Annotated in this window: 17 protein-coding genes; 7 read left to right on the top strand and 10 right to left on the bottom strand. The window is 67.6% G+C overall.

Annotated elements, in window-relative coordinates; all coding sequences use genetic code 11:
* Nucleotides 1-5: 5 nt before the first annotated feature.
* From ACSQ3M_RS23920 to ACSQ3M_RS23900, 5 genes are all read right to left on the bottom strand, one after another.
* Nucleotides 6-803: a DJ-1/PfpI family protein gene (locus ACSQ3M_RS23920; protein ID WP_436152577.1), complete on the bottom strand. Its 798-nt coding sequence runs from the start codon at nt 801-803 to the stop codon at nt 6-8.
* On the bottom strand, nt 800-2,386 hold the full coding sequence (locus ACSQ3M_RS23915) for a copper resistance CopC/CopD family protein (RefSeq protein WP_436152576.1): 1,587 nt from the start codon (nt 2,384-2,386) through the stop codon (nt 800-802). The genes ACSQ3M_RS23920 and ACSQ3M_RS23915 overlap by 4 nt, the downstream gene beginning before the upstream one ends.
* 41 nt (nt 2,387-2,427) lie before the next feature.
* Entirely contained in the window at nt 2,428-2,946 is a 519-nt protein-coding gene (locus ACSQ3M_RS23910) for a YcnI family copper-binding membrane protein (protein ID WP_436152575.1), read from the bottom strand.
* 180 nt (nt 2,947-3,126) lie between these two features.
* Nucleotides 3,127-3,495, bottom strand: a complete 369-nt coding sequence (locus ACSQ3M_RS23905; RefSeq protein ID WP_436152574.1) for a hypothetical protein — start codon at nt 3,493-3,495, stop codon at nt 3,127-3,129.
* An 88-nt stretch (nt 3,496-3,583) separates the two neighbouring features.
* Nucleotides 3,584-4,003 (bottom strand): MerR family transcriptional regulator, encoded by a 420-nt coding sequence (locus ACSQ3M_RS23900; RefSeq protein WP_436152733.1) that lies wholly within the window; start codon nt 4,001-4,003, stop codon nt 3,584-3,586.
* Between the two features lie 105 nt (nt 4,004-4,108).
* Between ACSQ3M_RS23900 and ACSQ3M_RS23895 the strand changes: the two genes are divergently transcribed.
* The 5 genes from ACSQ3M_RS23895 to ACSQ3M_RS23875 are packed head-to-tail and all read left to right on the top strand — an operon-like array spanning nt 4,109 to nt 8,856.
* Nucleotides 4,109-6,427, top strand: a complete 2,319-nt coding sequence (locus ACSQ3M_RS23895; RefSeq protein ID WP_436152573.1) for a heavy metal translocating P-type ATPase — start codon at nt 4,109-4,111, stop codon at nt 6,425-6,427.
* Between the two features lie 12 nt (nt 6,428-6,439).
* Nucleotides 6,440-7,066: a methyltransferase family protein gene (locus ACSQ3M_RS23890; RefSeq protein WP_436152572.1), complete on the top strand. Its 627-nt coding sequence runs from the start codon at nt 6,440-6,442 to the stop codon at nt 7,064-7,066.
* Nucleotides 7,063-7,596, top strand: coding sequence for a signal peptidase II (lspA, locus tag ACSQ3M_RS23885; RefSeq protein ID WP_436152571.1), 534 nt, complete (start codon nt 7,063-7,065; stop codon nt 7,594-7,596). Before ACSQ3M_RS23890 ends, lspA begins: the two co-directional genes overlap by 4 nt.
* Complete coding sequence (locus tag ACSQ3M_RS23880) at nt 7,596-8,510, top strand: cation diffusion facilitator family transporter (RefSeq protein WP_436152570.1); 915 nt, start codon at nt 7,596-7,598, stop codon at nt 8,508-8,510. Before lspA ends, ACSQ3M_RS23880 begins: the two co-directional genes overlap by 1 nt.
* Nucleotides 8,511-8,553: 43 nt before the next feature.
* The gene (locus ACSQ3M_RS23875) at nt 8,554-8,856 is read left to right on the top strand and encodes a hypothetical protein (RefSeq protein ID WP_436152569.1); all 303 of its coding nucleotides are present in this window, start codon (nt 8,554-8,556) and stop codon (nt 8,854-8,856) included.
* A 3-nt stretch (nt 8,857-8,859) separates the two neighbouring features.
* Here ACSQ3M_RS23875 and ACSQ3M_RS23870 read toward each other — a convergent pair whose 3' ends face one another.
* Nucleotides 8,860-9,024 (bottom strand): hypothetical protein, encoded by a 165-nt coding sequence (locus ACSQ3M_RS23870; RefSeq protein ID WP_436152568.1) that lies wholly within the window; start codon nt 9,022-9,024, stop codon nt 8,860-8,862.
* A gap of 7 nt (nt 9,025-9,031) precedes the next feature.
* Nucleotides 9,032-9,655, bottom strand: coding sequence for a DsbA family protein (locus ACSQ3M_RS23865; RefSeq protein ID WP_436152567.1), 624 nt, complete (start codon nt 9,653-9,655; stop codon nt 9,032-9,034).
* Nucleotides 9,656-9,840: 185 nt separating this feature from the next.
* Between ACSQ3M_RS23865 and ACSQ3M_RS23860 the strand changes: the two genes are divergently transcribed.
* Both ACSQ3M_RS23860 and ACSQ3M_RS23855 read left to right on the top strand, forming a co-directional pair.
* Entirely contained in the window at nt 9,841-10,899 is a 1,059-nt protein-coding gene (locus tag ACSQ3M_RS23860; RefSeq protein ID WP_436152566.1) for a L,D-transpeptidase family protein, read from the top strand.
* 32 nt (nt 10,900-10,931) lie between these two features.
* The gene (locus tag ACSQ3M_RS23855; RefSeq protein WP_436152565.1) at nt 10,932-11,558 is read left to right on the top strand and encodes an SCO family protein; all 627 of its coding nucleotides are present in this window, start codon (nt 10,932-10,934) and stop codon (nt 11,556-11,558) included.
* An 8-nt stretch (nt 11,559-11,566) separates the two neighbouring features.
* On the opposite strand, the gene ACSQ3M_RS23850 is transcribed toward ACSQ3M_RS23855, so the two are convergent.
* The 3 genes from ACSQ3M_RS23850 to ACSQ3M_RS23840 all read right to left on the bottom strand — a co-directional run bounded on the left by ACSQ3M_RS23850 (nt 11,567) and on the right by ACSQ3M_RS23840 (nt 15,794).
* Nucleotides 11,567-12,949: an aldehyde dehydrogenase family protein gene (locus tag ACSQ3M_RS23850; protein ID WP_436152564.1), complete on the bottom strand. Its 1,383-nt coding sequence runs from the start codon at nt 12,947-12,949 to the stop codon at nt 11,567-11,569.
* A gap of 25 nt (nt 12,950-12,974) precedes the next feature.
* Nucleotides 12,975-14,630, bottom strand: coding sequence for an acetolactate synthase large subunit (locus ACSQ3M_RS23845; RefSeq protein ID WP_436152563.1), 1,656 nt, complete (start codon nt 14,628-14,630; stop codon nt 12,975-12,977).
* Nucleotides 14,631-14,825: 195 nt separating this feature from the next.
* Nucleotides 14,826-15,794, bottom strand: a complete 969-nt coding sequence (locus tag ACSQ3M_RS23840) for an ornithine cyclodeaminase family protein (protein ID WP_436152562.1) — start codon at nt 15,792-15,794, stop codon at nt 14,826-14,828.
* Nucleotides 15,795-16,066 lie beyond the last annotated feature (272 nt).

The raw sequence follows: 16,066 nt of genomic DNA, 5'->3' as shown, positions 1-16,066 counted from the left end.
CGTGATCAAAGGGAGAGGCGGGTCTTGGCGAGTTCGGCATTGCGCCTTGCGGCATCGATCAGGGGCTTGCGCCGAGCCAATACGTCGCTGGTGAGCTTGGTGCCGGCGCGCTCGGGCGTGCCGGCGTCGAAAGGCGGCTGCGGATCATACTCCAGCACGAGCTGGATCAACCGCGCCGTCTCCTCATCGCGCAGCTTGGCAGCGATCGTCAGGCCGAAATCGAGACCGGCGGTGACGCCGCCGCCGGTGATGCGGTTGCGGTCGCTGACCACCCGCTTGGCCTCGACGGTCGCCCCCATCAGTGCCAGCAGGTCGCGAATGTACCAGTGGCCCGTGGCGCGGTAGCCGTTGAGGAGCCCGGCGGCGGCGAGCACCAGCGACCCCGTGCAGACGGCGGTCACGTAGCGGGCGCGCGCGCCGCGATCGGCGAGAAAGGCGAGCGTCTGCGCATCGTCCATCAGCGCGACGCTGCCCTTCAGCCCGCCCGGGATGAACAGGACGTCGAGCTCTGCCGGGCAATCGGCATAGCTCGTGCTCGGCGTGACCGGCAGCCCGAGATCGTTCGCGACCGGTTGCCGATCCTTCCAGACCAGATGCAGTTCCGCCCGCAGCAGCGAGAACACGGTCAGCGGCCCGATCAGATCGAGCATCACCATGTCCGGATGCACCAGCATCGCGATCCGCGGGGTGCTCGTTCCCGCAGACTGGGCCAGCGTAGCTTGCGGCAGTCCGGCGAGCAGTCCAGATAGCGCGCCGGCTGCCGCCAATCCCGTCCAGTCGCGCCTTGTAATCTCGCTCGTCATGGCCTGATCTCCACGGTCTCCTTGAGGCGGATCATCTCGAAATCCGAGACCAGGATCTCAAGCTCGACGGTCCAGCGGCCGGCGACGGGAAGCGTCAGGTTGTTGACCTGCCAGTCACTGTCCTGCTGTCGGACGGCCTGCCGTTCGATCGGCTCTATGCCGGCGGCGGGATTGGCGAACGACAGGCGAAGTTCCCTGGCATTGAGCGGGCCGAACTCGCCATTCAGCAGCGCGACGGTGATCGTCACGGGCCCGACCCGGCCCGGCGTCACGCTGACATCGGCCATCGCCTTCTCGGTGTGGATATGGACGCTCGCCGGCTGCGCCGCAGCCGCGATGAGCGCGCGCGGCGGCGGCGTGAAGCGCCAGAGCGCTGCCGTGCCGAGGATGGCGAGCACCACGACGATCTCGGCGGCAACGACCCGGCGCAGCAGCCGCGATACGGCAATCTGTCCCGCTGCGGCCTTTGCCGTCAGCCGGTAGCGGTTGAAGCTCGCGAGCCCGAGCAGGATCGCGACCAGCCCGAGCTTGGCGAGAAGGACATTGCCATAGGCGGTTTCGAGCAAAGCCTGCGGCCGCTCGACTTGCACGATGGCGAGGGCCGTGCCGCTCAGCAGGAGCGCAATCAGCAGGAACGGAATGCGTGCCGAGAACCGTGTCAGCGCAACCGCTCCCGCAGGCTCGCGCAGCGCGAAGGCGAGCGGCATCAGCGCACCGGCCCAGCCGGCCAGGCTGACGGTGTGCAGGAAGACGGCCGGACGCATCAGCAATTGCGGCGCGGCGGCGCTGGCATGGCCGCTCGCGGCGAGGGCGAGGCCAACGCCGAGCCAGCCGGCGAGCGCCAGCATGCGGCCGAGCGTGCCGGGCGCGACCAAGGCCGCGAGTGCTGCGAGCAGGGCGAGAGCGGCGATCAGCGCAGTGCGGCCGAAACTGCTTGCTGCTGCTGCTTGCCAGGCGGCCGCTTGCAAGGCGCCCGAGGCTGGAAGCGCCAGCGCATCGAGCCCCTGCGCCGCGAGCGCAACCGGTAGGGACAGAAGCCCGAGCGCGAGAAAACCTGCGATCGGCCGTCGCGCGGCGGCGGGCAAAGGCGCGACCCATACGATGAATGCGACCCCGCCAATGCCAAGGGCGAGGCCGAGATAGAGCCCGAGCTTGCCGAGCCAGAGCATGAGGCGCACGGCCGGCTCGCTTTGCGTCGTCACGACCGGAGCAGCGCTGGGCGCGCCGATCGAGAACAGCACCGAGCCGCCGACCGGATGGCCATCCTCCGAGGTCACGCGCCAGCTCAGCACATGCGTGCCGTGGTCGAGATCGGCGGGTGGCGCGATCGAAAGCGTCCGCTCCGAGAGCGTGAAGCGCGTGAGCGGGCGGGCGGTTCCGTCGGGCGCTATCAGTTTCAGCACCAATGGCGAGACCGGCTCGCTGAAGCTCAGGCTGAATTCGGCCGGCGCGGCAGCGATCACCGCGCCGTCCGCCGGGGCGGCTTTGGTCAGCGCGGCATGCGCCAGCGCCTGCCCCGCCGTTGCCAGCGAGGCGACGGCGAGGCCGAGCAGGATGAGGAGAAGGCGGAGTTGCCGGGTCATGGCGGGATGGCGGCCGGGCGGGAAAGCCCGGCCACGCTCGCTCACTTCTTCGGCGTGAGTTTCACCCCGGGCGCCGGGAACTTGTAATCATCAGCCGACTTGCCGGCCGCCGGGATCTCGATCCAGCGTTCGACCGCGCCGCCCTCGCATTCCTGCACAACCGGCACATAGAGCGTGGTTTCCGGCTTGAGGTCGGCGGTGAGATAGCCGCGCAGCACGAACTCGTCATAGTGCTCGTCGAGCAGCTTGCCGCCGCTCCAGGAGACCTCGGTGACGCCCTCGGCTGTCGGCGTGCTGTAGTAATCATAGGGCCTCTCGTACTTGCCCTTGGTCGTCTCCAGCGTCCAGCCCGGCTTGGGCATCGGCTTGACCGCGATCACCCCTTCCGGAATGCGGACGCGGACCTTGGTCGTGGCCGCGCCCTTGCAGCCATGCGGGACGCGCAGCACCGCCTTGTAGGTCGAGCCGACCGGCGCCTGCTGGGTTTCGAGGGTGACATGGGCGAAGGCCGGGCCGGCGGCGAAAGCCGCGACCAGGGCGGCGAGCGAAAGAGATTTCATCGTCAGGATTTCCTGCGGAATGAGCGCCGGCACGGCCGGCGCAGCCGCGCTGGGCGGCGTGGATTCGGAAGGAGCGCGCGAGGCAGCTGAGCTGCCGTCGCGAACGAATGGAATGGAAGGCCGCTATCGGCCGTCGGGATGATGCTGGTCGCGGCGCAGCGGCGCGCGGAAGCATCCAGCTCAGAGGCTGGTGGGCGGCGCGCGTGGATTGGCCGGGGAGCGGCCGGCGATGAAGCCGGATGGCAGGTCGAGCCGCCACTGGAAGGCGACGAGATCGACGGCGCGGTGCACGACCGGCAGGAACGAGGCCGGAGCGGCGGGCGCGCCCGCGCCGGAGAAGGCGCAGCCGAGCATGCAGCAGGTCATCAGCTCGTGCGCCGCCGCGGCACCATCGCTCTGCCCTATTGGCATGTCGCCGCCGGCGCAGAGCGTCATTGCCAGCGAGCGGTCGAGGCTGAAGCCCGCCGCATTGGCGCCGGAGGTCAGGCCCGCGAAGATCGCCTGCAGCACGACGAGATAGGCCGCGGCCAGCGCGACCCAGCGTCTCATTCCTGCTTTGCGGCGTCCTGCGGACAAAAGTCGTCCTCCTGCCGCTTCGATAGCATGGCTGCGAGCAGGGTCAATTTGCGTTGATGTCTCAGTGGTTGTGGTGCTCGCACTGGGCGTGATCGGCCAGCGCCTCGATGATCGCGCAATCGCAGGCCGCGACGCCGCCCGAGCAAACCGTTGCGATCCGGGCGAGTTCCGCCTCCAGCGAGCGCAGCCGTGCGATCTTGTCGCGCACTTCCTTGAGATGGCCCGCCGAGATCGCATGCGCTTCGTCGCAGGCCATGCCGGGTGTGTCCGAAAGCCGCAACAGGGTGCGGATGCTGTCGACGGCGAAGCCGAGATCGCGCGCATGCTTGATGAAGGCGAGCCGCTCGATATGGGCGCGGCCATAGCGGCGCTGATTGCCTTCGGAGCGCTCGGGCTCCGGCAGCAGGCCGACCTGCTCGTAATAGCGGATCGTCTCGACCTTGACCCCGGTCCGCTCGGCCAGCGTCCCGATCGGCACCACGCGTTCAAGGGTTTTCGCCGGCGGCATGATTTTTCCTCTTGAAGCTGTAGTGGCTATAGGTTGTAGGTAGGTGGTCCCGCAACGCTGTCAAGCGGAGACGAGAGCATGGCCACCGCCGCCAAAACCGAAACGGAAACGCTGTCCTGGAAGGTCGGCGGCATGGATTGCGCCAGTTGCGCGGCGAAGATTCGCGGCGCGGTCGAACGCCTGCCCGGTGTCTCCGACGTGCGGCTTTCAGTGATGTCCGAGACGCTGACCCTCGCCCTCGACGAGAGCCGGACCGGCCGCGACTCTATCGAGAAGCGCGTCGCCAGCCTCGGCTACAAGACGACGCCGGCAAGCGCGCCACGCATGGCAGCTCCCGAGCCAGAGGCGAGCTGCGGCTGTGACCATGATCATGGGCCGGCGGATAAGGCACATGGCCACGCGCATCAGCATGATCATGCGGGTTGTGGCGGGCACAAGCACGACCACGATCACGGCAAGGCGAAGGCCGCCGCCGACCAAGGCCACGGCTCGCCGGGCCATGTCCACGAGCCGACACCGGACGGCGTCTCCTGGTACCAGACCGGCAAGGGCAGGCTTGTCCTTTTGACCGGCGCACTGCTCGCCGGCGCCTGGCTGACCAAGCTCGCCTTGTCGGAGACGGTTGCCTACTGGGCCTTCGTCGCCGCCTGCGTGATTGGCGTCGTGCCGGTGGCGCGGCGCGCCTTCGCCGCCGCCGCTGTTGGGCAGGCCTTCACCATCGAGATGCTGATGACGATCGCCGCGACCGGCGCACTCGTCATCGGCGCGGCCGAGGAGGCGGCACTGGTCGTCTTCCTCTTCGCCGTCGGGGAGGTGCTGGAAGGCGTCGCCGCCGATCGCGCCCGTGCCTCGATTCGGGCGCTGGGCGATCTCGTGCCCAAGACGGCGCTGGTCGAGGAGAACGGCGAGACGCGTCAGGTCGACGCCGCGGCACTCGCGGTTGGCCAGATCGTGCTGGTCCGCCCGGGCGATCGTATCCCGGCCGACGGCGCGATCACCGATGGCATCTCCGGTATCGACGAGAGCCCGGTCACCGGCGAATCCGTGCCGAAGACCAAGGGCGTCGGTGATCAGGTCTATGCCGGCTCGGTCAATCGCGAGGCGGCCTTGCGCGTGCGCGTCGAGAAGGCGGCAGAGGACAACACCATCGCCCGCATCATCCGCTTGGTCGAGGAAGCGCAGGAGGCGAGGGCGCCGACCGAGCGCTTCATCGACCGCTTCTCGCGTATCTACATGCCGGCGATCGTCGGCCTCGCCATCCTGGTTGCGCTGGTGCCGCCGCTGGCCTTTGGCGGCGAGTGGTCGGTCTGGATCTACCGGGCGCTGGCGCTGCTCTTGATCGGCTGCCCCTGCGCATTGGTCATCTCCGTGCCGGCCTCGATCGCGGCGGCGCTCTCGACCGGCGCGCGCCAGGGCCTGCTGCTCAAGGGCGGCATCGTCATCGAGGCGGCCGCGCGCACCGGCATCGTCGCCTTCGACAAGACCGGCACGCTGACCGCAGGCGAGCCGCGCGTCACCGAAATCGTCGCGCTCGGCCGTGACGAGCGCAAAATCGTCGAGCTCGCGGCTGCCGTCGAGACCGGCTCCAGCCATCCGCTGGCGCTCGCCATCATCGCCCGCGCCAAGGCGCATGCGATCCCGGTGCGCGCCGCTGCAAATGCAGCTGCCATCGCCGGCAAGGGCGTAACGGGCATGCTCGACGGCGTGGATATCTTCGTCGGCGCGCCGCGGCATGCGAAGGACCGTGCGACCTTCGACGCAGCGGCGCTGGATGCGGTCGAGCGCCTTGAAACTGCCGGCAAGACCGTCGCCGCCGTCATCGCCGATGGTGCGCTCGCCGGGTTGATCGCCTTGCGCGACGAGCCGCGCGAAGACGCCGCCGCCGCCATCGCCGAACTCAAGGCGCTCGGCATTCGCTCGGTAATGCTGACCGGCGACAATGCCCGAACCGGCGCCGCCATCGCCGGCTCGCTCGGCCTGGAGCACAAGGCCGAGCTGATGCCGGACGACAAAGTCACCGCCATTAAGGAACTCGCGCGCGAGGCGCCGGTAATGATGGTCGGTGACGGCATCAACGACGCCCCGGCGCTGGCCGCCGCCAATATCGGCGTCGCCATGGGCTCGGGGACGGATGTCGCGCTCGAGACCGCCGATGGCGCGGTGCTGAAGAGCCGGGTGCGCGACATCGCGGCGATGATCCGGCTGGCGCGGGCGGCGATGGGCAATATCCGCGCCAATATCGTGATCGCGCTGGGCCTGAAGGCGGTGTTCCTGGTCACCAGCGTGCTCGGCTACACCGGGCTCTGGGTCGCGATCCTCGCCGATACCGGCGCGACCGTGCTGGTTACGGCCAATGCGCTGCGCCTGCTGCGCTTCAACGCCGGCAAGGCCGGCTGAGGAGGCGGGCCAATGTCCGGCATGGAGATCGCCAGCTACCTGATGGTCGCCGTCTACGTCGTCAGCTTCCTCGCCATGTCGGCGATCCTGGCAAAGGAGGCCGGCCGCCCGGTCTGGCTGTTCGGCAAGGGCAAGGAGAAGCAGACGCTGCCGGCGCTGCTGTTCCGTATCGCCTTCACGGGTGCCGTGCTCTGGCCACTCTGGCTCGCTGCTTTCGGCAATCCGATGAAGGGCGATCCGCTGACGGTGGCGCTGGGCGAGCCCTGGTTTGATGTCCTCGGCCACCTCTTAGTCGTCATCGGCGCCTGCGTCGCGCTGTTGTCGCAGCGCTATATGGGCACCTCCTGGCGCATCGGCGCAGCCGAGGGCGAGCAGGGCGCGATCGTCGATAGCGGCCCCTTCGCGATCTCGCGCAACCCGGTCTTCGTCGGCCAGGCATTGCTGTTCATCGGGCTCTTCATTGTCCTGCCGAGTCTCGTTCAGGTGATACTGACACTGGCGCTGCTTGTCGCGATCAGGCTCCAGGTCGGGATCGAGGAGCGCGTGCTCGCCGCCTCGCTCGAAAAGCCCTATCTCGCCTACAAGGCCCGCGTGAGGCGCTGGCTCGGCATCAGCGGCGACGCCGGAGAAGCCGCATGAGCTGGTCGCGCAGACTTTTCTCAGTGGTCGCCGTTGCGCTCGTGGCTGTCGGGCTCGACCAGGCCAGCAAAGGGCTGATGCTCGAGATCGTGCTGAACCCGCCTGAGCTGATCGAGCTTGCGCCCTTCCTCAACCTGCGCCTCGGCTTCAACACCGGCGTCAGCTTCGGCCTGTTCCGCGATACGCTCGAAGCCTGGCCTGGACTGCTCGGGCTGTTCAAGTTCGCCGCCGGGCTTGGCCTGCTGGCCTGGGCTACGCTCGCAAGGCACCGCCTGGAGCGCATCGGCCTCGCATTGATGGCGGGCGGTGCCTTCGGTAATGCGCTCGACCGCTGGCGGCAGGGCGCGGTAACCGATTTCCTCGACCTGCATTGGGGCGACTGGCACTGGCCGACCTTCAACGGTGCCGATATCGCGCTGACCTTTGGCGTGGTGCTGATGCTGCTGGCGGCGTTGCCGGTCATGAACCGGGCTGACGACGCGCGTGCGGATGACGCGGGGCAGTACCAATCCAAAAGCGGAGCATCCTGATGGGAGTCGGGCATTCACATGGCGGCAGCGCCGGTACGGCGGCAGGGCGACACAAGTCGCGGCTCGCCGCCGCCTTTGGCCTGACCTTCGCCTTCATGCTTGCCGAGGTGGTCGGAGGGCTATGGACGGGCAGCCTCGCGCTGCTGGCGGATGCGGCACACATGCTGACCGACGCGGGCGGGCTCGCTCTGGCGCTGGTCGCGATCCGCTTCGCCGAGAAGCCGGCGACGCCGCAACAGACCTTCGGCTATGTCCGCATGGAGATCCTGTCGGCGCTCGCCAACGCCGTCGTCCTGCTGCTGCTGACGTTTTACATCCTCTACGAAGCCTATGAGCGCTTCCTCAATCCGCCGCCCATCTTGGGCGGGCCGATGCTCGCCGTCGCGGTCGTCGGGCTGATCGTCAACCTGATCAGCATGAAGCTGCTCGCCGGCGGCTCCTCCGAGAGCCTCAACGTCAAGGGCGCCTATTTCGAGGTGCTGAGCGACATGCTCGGCTCGCTCGGCGTCATCATCGCGGCTGTTATCGTGATGGCGACCGGCTGGACGCTGGCCGATCCGATCGTCGGCGCCGGCATCGGCCTGTTCATCGTGCCGCGGACCTGGATCCTGCTGAAGCAAGCCGTCCACATCCTGATGGAAGGCACGCCGCCGGAAGTCGATGTCGCCTTGCTGGAGAAATCATTGGTGGCGCTGTCGGGCGTCACGGCCGTCCACGACCTGCATGTCTGGACACTGACCTCGGGGCTCGATGCGATGAGTGCGCATGTCGTGGTCGCCGACATGGCTGAGGCCAGGCCTGTGCTCGTTGCGGCCAATCGGCTGTTGGCCGAGCAGTTCGGCCTGAAGCACACGACGATCCAGATCGAGGATCTGGCGATTCGGCAGGCGGACGGGCATGAGCAACGTCTCTGACCTCGTGCGCGCGCCCGCGACAAGAACAAGAGGCTGAACCGTCATGGACTCGATCATCGCCGCTTTGGTCTCGCTCCTGATCCTCGATCCGATTCAGGGCGCCATCACCAGCCAGCTCTCGGCGCTCGGCATCCCGCGCGACAGCGCCGACAAGGTCGCTGCCTGCGCCCGCACTGCTGCGCCTGCGATCGTGACGCGCGTCGGCGAGAACCCGGGCTGGGCCGTCGTTCAGGTGGTGCGCTTCTGGACGGGCGCAGCAAGCCCGGATGTGGTGCTGGTCGAGATCGCGCCGCAATGCGCCGGCGCCGTCGAGGCCGCCAAGCGTGCGATCGGGCGGCCGGCCTGACGCTTAAGGCGTCGGGCTGGCAGGCGCGGCCGGGGCCGAGTGCGCCTTGGGATCGTTGAGATGCCGCTGATCCTCGGTCTGGCGCATCCGCACGACGGTGACCGCGTAGAACAGGATCGCGAGCGCGATCAGCGCCACCCCAAGCGCGACGTTGCGCGACCTCACCATGATCGGGTCAGCGGCCGGCCAGCAACGGCGCGAGGATCGCGTCGAACTGCTCGAGCGAGAGCGCGCCGACCTCCTTCTTGCCATTGACGAAGAAGGTCGATGTCGACTCGACGCCGAACCCCTTGCCGCGCTCGGAAACCTGTTTGATCCCCTGATAGACATCCTCGCGCTTCAGGCAGGCCTCGACACCGTCCTTGCCCATGCCGGCCTGGCGCATCGCCTGGGTCAGCCCGTCGAGCGGCTTGTCGGAGTGGGCCCAGCTTTCCTGCGTCCGGTAGAACATGTCGACGACGGGATACCATTTCTCCTCGCCGGCGCAGCGGGCGAGCATGAAACCGGCCATCGCCAGCGGATCGAGCGGGAATTCGCGGATGATGAAGCGCACCTTGCCGGTGTCGACATATTTCGCCTTGAGCTCCGGCCAGGTCTTCATGTGGAAGTTCATGCAGTGATGGCAGGTGAGCGAGGCGTATTCGACCACCGTTACTGGCGCTTCCGTCGCGCCGAAGACCTTTTCCGGCAGCGGGCCGGGGTCGAGCAGGGCGGACGGGGCCTGCGCGAACACCCTGCCGGACAGCGAGCCGGCGAGGCCGAAGGCGAGGGATTGGATGATGAGGCGGCGGTCGAGCATCGCGTGATTCCCCTTTCGCCGCCGTTCTGCGACCTGAAGCCACTACAGCTTCAAGTGCCGAGAACGCGGGGAGCCGGAGGTGCCGTTCACGAAAACGTCAATTGAACCTCGACCGGCCTGAGGTTGCAGGGTCGCTCGCGAGCCCGTTCACCAGTCGTTAGCGCCACACTCCGATAATTTTATCCATGACCATCCGCTCGATCTTCCAGAATGTCCGGCGCTTCGCGCTGCTCGGCGCCGCCGCTATCGCGCTTTCGTCCTGTGTCGGGATGGAAGGCGATGGCCGGGCACTCCAGCCGCTGCCGGCCGCGCTCGTCTCGCAAATGTCGGCGAAAGGCATGAGCCAGGCCGACCCGATCGTGGTGCGGATCTACAAGAAGGAGAGCGAGCTCGAGGTCTGGAAGCGCGACCGCTCTGGCCAATACGCTCTGCTCAAGACCTATCCGATGTGCCGCTGGTCCGGCCAGCTCGGCCCGAAGAAGCGTGAGGGCGACCGGCAGGCACCCGAGGGCTTCTACACAGTGACGGCGGAGCTGATGAATCCGAAGTCGCAGTTCTATTTGTCCTTCAACCTCGGCTATCCGAACGCGCTCGAGAAGGCGCAGGGCTATACCGGCTCGGCCCTGATGGTGCACGGCGCCTGCACTTCGGCCGGCTGCTACGCCATGACCGACGACGGCGTCACCGAAATCTACGGGATGGCGCGCGAGGCCTTCGCCGGCGGCCAGCGCAGCTTCCAGGTCCAGGCCTTCCCGTTCCGGATGACGCCGGAAAACCTGGCCCGTCATCGCAGCAATCAAAACATCGCCTTCTGGCGCAATCTCAAGGAAGGCTCGGATCATTTCGAGGCGACGCGCCAGCCGCCGCGGCTGGCGACCTGCGGCGGCCGCTACGTCTTCAATCCGGCCGGCGATGCTTCCGCCTTCGTGCCGGGAGCGCCATGCCCGGCCTATCAGGCCGATCCCGAGGTCGAGCCGCTGGTCACCGCCCGCAGTGCCCGCGACGAAGCGCGCTTCACCGAGCTCGCCGACAGCCTGCCGGCGATGAGCTATGCGCTGATGGATGGCGGCATGCACCAGAGCTTCCGCAAGCTGCTGCGCAATGTCGGGCCGGAGCGGATGCAGACCATGGTCGCCGGCAAGGTCGAGATCAGCGCGCCGCAGGCGGCGCTGGCCGATCCCTATGGCGGTGGCGACGATGAGCCGCAGCAGGCAACGGCGACGGGGTCGATTACGCCGCGTTGACGTCTGCGAGGCCGGCGGCCAGACAGGGCGCCATGTCGATCCTCAAATTCATCCGCTACGGCGCCTGGACCGCGGTCGCCCTCGTCGCCTTCGCCGCTGGCGCGATCCTGCTCGGCTGGTGGCGTGTCGACGGGCCGGGCCGGCCGGGCACCGACGCGGCCGTGTCGTCCTCGCCGATGGCCGATGTCGGCGGGCCCTTCTCGTTGACCGATCATACCGGTCGCAAGGTCACGCAAGCCGACTACCAGGGCAAGCCGACACTGGTCTTCTTCGGCTTCACCCATTGTCCGGAGGTCTGCCCGACCACGCTGTTCGAGCTTACCACTCTGTTGGGCAAGCTCGGCGCTGAGGCGGACAGGCTGAACGTGCTCTTCGTCACCGTCGATCCCGAGCGCGACAGGCCGGCGCAGCTGGCGCTCTATCTGCAGTCCTTCGATCCGCGCATCGTCGGGCTCTCCGGCAGCCAAGAAGAGGTCGATGCGGCGTTGAAAGCCTACAAGGCCTACGCCAAGCGCCTGCCGACTGCGGACGGCTACACCATGGACCACACCGCCTCGGTCTATCTGATGGACGCGGAAGGTCGCTTCCGCAGCCTGATCGACTATCATGAGGAACAGGCCTCGGCGCTCGCCAAGGTCCAGCTGCTGCTCAAGCGCTGAGGATCGCCTCAGCGCCGGTTCAGCAGGATCATCTTCTCCTGCGTCATGTCGCGCATGGTGTAGGGGATGCCGCCGGTGCCGTAGCCGGATTCCTTGCGGCCGGCGAAGGGCATCCAGTCGGTGCGGAAGGCGGTCGGGTCGTTGACCATCACCGCCGAGGCGTCGAGACGCTCGGCGGCGCGCAAGGCGACATCGATGTCCTGCGCGAAGACGCTGCCCTGGAAGGCGACGGGCAGCGAGTTGGCCTGGGCGATGGCGTCATCGAGCTTGCTGTAGCGGTAGACGCAGACCAGCGGGCCGAAGACCTCGAGCTGCGAGACCTTGGCGTCGACCGCAGGATCGAGCAGCACGGCCGGTTCCAGCGTCGTCTCGGAGAGCCGCTTGCCGCCGAGCGCAAGCTTCGCGCCGCCCTTCACCGCCTCCTCGATCCAGCTCGCGACCCGGTCGGCCTCCTTCGGCAGGATCAGCGGCCCGACCTCGGTCTCTTTCAGGGTGGGATCGCCGGTGCGCAGCTTGGCGACGCGCGCCACCAGCCGCTCGGTGAAGGCATCCGCGATCTCCTGATGCACGAAGATGCGCTGCGTCGACACGCAGACCTGGCCTGCATGGTAGTAGCCGCCCTTGACCAGGGGCTCGATGATCCGCTCGAGATCGGCGCTGCGGTCGACGATCGCCGGCGCCGCGCCGCCATGCTCCAGCGCCGAGCGCGCGCCATGCGCCAGCTTGGAATGCAGGTACCAGCCGACCTTGGCCGAGCCGATGAAGCTGAGGAACGCGACGCGCCGGTCGGTGGCGAGGGCCTCGGCGAGCTCGTTGGTCTCCGGGATGAACATCTGGCACCAGGCTTCGGGCAGGCCGGCCTCGTGCACCAGCGCGACGAAGTCGCGGCAGCAGAGCGGCGTTGTGCTCGCCGGCTTGATGATCACCGGGCAGCCGACGGCGATCGCCGGCGCGACCTGGTGAACGATCAGATTGAGCGGATGGTTGAAGGCCGAGATCGCCGCGACGACGCCGATCGGTTCCTTGGTGGTGAAGGCCCAGCGCCCGGCAGCAGCGGCCGTCAGCCCCATCGGGATCTCGCGCCCGGCGAAGTTCCGGAGTTCGTCGGCGGCATTGTGGATGCCGTCGATGGCGCGCGTCGTCTCGATGATCGCATCGGTCAGCGGCTTGCCGCCCTCGCGTGCGATCTGGCGGGCGAAATGGTCGCGCTTGGCCGCCAGCAATTCGGCGAGCTTGCGCAGGATCGCGATCCGCTCATGCGGCTTCAGCCAGGGGTCGCGATCGCGGAAGACGTTGTCGGCCGCCTTCAGCTTGGCCTCGAGCGCTGCCGCATCATCGGTTGCGATCTCCTCGATCGGGGCGCGATCGAACGCCTGCACGACCTGCAGCATGGTAGTCTCCTTCGCTTGGTCCGTATCAGGCCAACTCGATATCTGGCGTCTTGTTGCGCAGCTCCTCGACGAGCACGCGTGTGTTCTCCGAATAATCGATGGGAACCTCGACGAGATGGACGCCGCCACCGGCAAAGGCCGCCTCCAGCGTCGGCACCAGCTCGGCGGCGGAACCGACGCGCGAGCCCTTGGCGCCATAAGCCTGCGCATAGCGAACGAAATCGGGATTGCCGAAGCTCATGCCGTAATCGGCGAAGCCGTCGACGGCCTGCTTCCAGCGGATCATGCCATAGGCGTTGTCGTTGAGGACGACGACGACGAGGTTGAGACCCAGGCGGACGGCGGTCTCCATCTCCTGGCTGTTCATCATGAAGCCGCCATCGCCGCAGACCGCCATCACCCGGCGCTCGGGATAGAGCATCGCCGCCATCATCGCCGACGGCAGGCCGGCACCCATCGTCGCCAGCGCATTGTCGAGCAGCAGCGTGTTGGCGACATGGGTGCGGTAGTTCCGCGCGAACCAGATCTTGTACATGCCGTTGTCGAGGCAGACGACGCCGTCCTCCGGCATCACGGCGCGGATATCGTGGACGATGCGCTGCGGCGTGACCGGGAAACGGTCTTCCTCGGCCCGGTCGTTGAGATGGGCCAGAATCTTCTGGCGCAGCTCCAGCATGACCGGATCGGCTTGCAGCCGGCCTCCCAGCCGCTCTGCTAGCGCCGCGGCGGTCGCTCCGATATCGCCGATCACCTCGGCATCGGGGTGATAGACCTGCTCGACCGTCGCCGACTGATAGCCGATATGGATCACCTTCGGTCCGCCGGCGCTCTTCATCAGGAAAGGCGGCTTCTCGATCGTGTCGTGGCCGATCGCGATGATCAGGTCGGCCCGGTCGATCGCCTGGTGGACATAGTCGCCCTCGGACAAAGCGGCGGTGCCGATATAGAGGTTCGAGCCGCCGGTGACGGCGCCCTTGCCCATCTGGGTGTTGAAGAAGGGCAGGCGCACTTGCCGCACGAAATCGGAGAGCGGCTCGACCAGTCGCGGCCGGTTGCCTGCGGCACCGATCATCACCAGCGGCCGCTTGGCGGCCAGGATCATCTCGGCTGCGCGGGCGATCGCCTTTGGATCGGCCACCGGCCGCTCAAGCGGATGGACCGGGATCAGCGGCACGTCGGCGACCTCCTCGGCGGCGATGTCCTCCGGCAGCTCGAGATGGACCGGGCCTGGCCGCTCCTCCATCGCAACGCGGAAGGCGTCGCGCACCACGGAAGGGATGCTGGCGGCGCTGACGATCTGGCGGGTCATCTTGGTCAGCGGCTTCATCGAGGCGACGACATCGACGATCTGGAAGCGCGCCTGCTTGGCGCTCATGATCGCCTTCTGGCCGGTGATCAGGATCATCGGCATGGCGCCGAGATGGGCATAGGCCGCCCCGGTCGAGAAATTCAGCGCGCCGGGCCCGAGCGTCGCGATGCAGACGCCGGGCCGCCCCGTCAGCCGGCCATGCGTCGCCGCCATGAAGGCAGCAGCCTGTTCGTGCCGGGTCAGGACCAGCTCGATCTTCGAAGTCCGAAGCGACTCGACGACATCGAGATTCTCCTCGCCGGGAACACCGAAGATGCGGTCGACGCCCTCGTTCTCGAGCGCGGCCACCAGGAGATCGGAACCCTTCGTCATTGTCATCGCCTATCCGGAACGCCTCGATACCCGGAAAGGTAGGCTGCCTGCACGCGAAGCGAAAGCCGGCGCATGGCAGGGTTGCAAGAGCCCGCTCCGATCAGCTTGCACCGCAAGCTGATCGGAGCGGGCTCTCGACTCAAAGTGAGAGACGGATTCACCGATCAGGTTGATTCAACCTGATCGGATCCGGCTCTAGCGCGGCAGGGACGTTCCGATGCCGGCGACGCGCGCCTTCTCGAGGACGAGATGCGCGAGCGCGAGATCGGCCAGCGCGAAGCCGCGGAAGCAGAACAGCGAGCGCTTCGTTCCGGCATCGCTCAGCGGCGCATGCGATAGGGCAACGAGATCATGGCCGAAGCGTGCGGTCGTCACCGGCTGCCCGTCGACATCATAGGGCGCCTGCGACTGGACGAGGCTGTCGGTGACCAGGAGGTCGAAGGCCGGTAGCGCCTCCGGCAGCCAGCTGCGGCCGGTGTCGACGGCAGCAGCAAAGGAGGCGGGCTTCATCCGCCTGGCATCGAGGAAGGGGTGCAGGCCGGGTGCCGCCGGGACCATGGAGACGACGAGATCGCTGCGGGCGAGGAGCGCATCGGCCTCGTCGACGATCTCCGTGGCCAACCCCCGTGCAGCGGCAGCCTCGGCTAGGTGCTCGGCCGAGTGGCGGCTGCGGCTCATTAGTAGGGCGCTCGTGAGATCAGGGTAGAGATCATGAAAGGCGGCGAGATGGGCATAGGCCTGCAGGCCGCAACCGACGAAGCCGATCGTGCGCGGAACGGTCGGCGCGAGGAGCGAGGCGGCGGCGGCTGACATCGCGGCGGTGCGGATGAGGGTGATCTCGTCGCCGTCGAGGATGGCGAGCGGAGCACCCGTGGCATAATCGCTGACGCAGATCAGTGCGCTCACGCTGGGCACTGCGCTGCCCGGCGCAGCCGGCGCCGAAGCGACCCATTTCACCGTGGCGATTGCTTGCGCCTCTGAGGCGGCGGTCATCGCCTGGAAGGCATGGCCGGGTCCGAGCGATAGCGCGGTCTTGGGCAAGCTTCGGTTGCGGCCAGCAGCATGGTCGCGAAAGGCGCCGAGCACGGCCTCGCGCGCTGCGCGTGGCGTCACCGTGCAGGCCCGCACGTCATCGCGGGATAGATAGAGGAGGTGGTCGCTCATCGATCGAACCGCATCGTGACGGGGCGCAAACGCGCGGGGCAACCGACAGTCGAGCGCCGGCTCTGTCCGGTATGAGCACCGGCGAGACGCTGGGCAAGGCTCGAGCGATGGGCTGCGTGGGGCCGTTCTGCCGTGAGGCGAGTGCGCAAGGGGCTCGGATGCGGTCACGGACCGTCGGTTCGTGGGAGGCTCTTTGCCGGGTAAGAGCTAAGCCGTTGAAAATTCGAGTATGTTGGGCTCAGCGTTGGCTTTGTCGAAAAACTTTCAAGAAG

The organism is Allobosea sp. LjRoot90 (assembly GCF_964254315.1).
Lineage (GTDB): Bacteria > Pseudomonadota > Alphaproteobacteria > Rhizobiales > Beijerinckiaceae > Allobosea.
The sequence above is the reverse complement of the archived record's forward strand: the minus strand, read 5'-3'. Positions and strand labels throughout refer to the sequence as shown.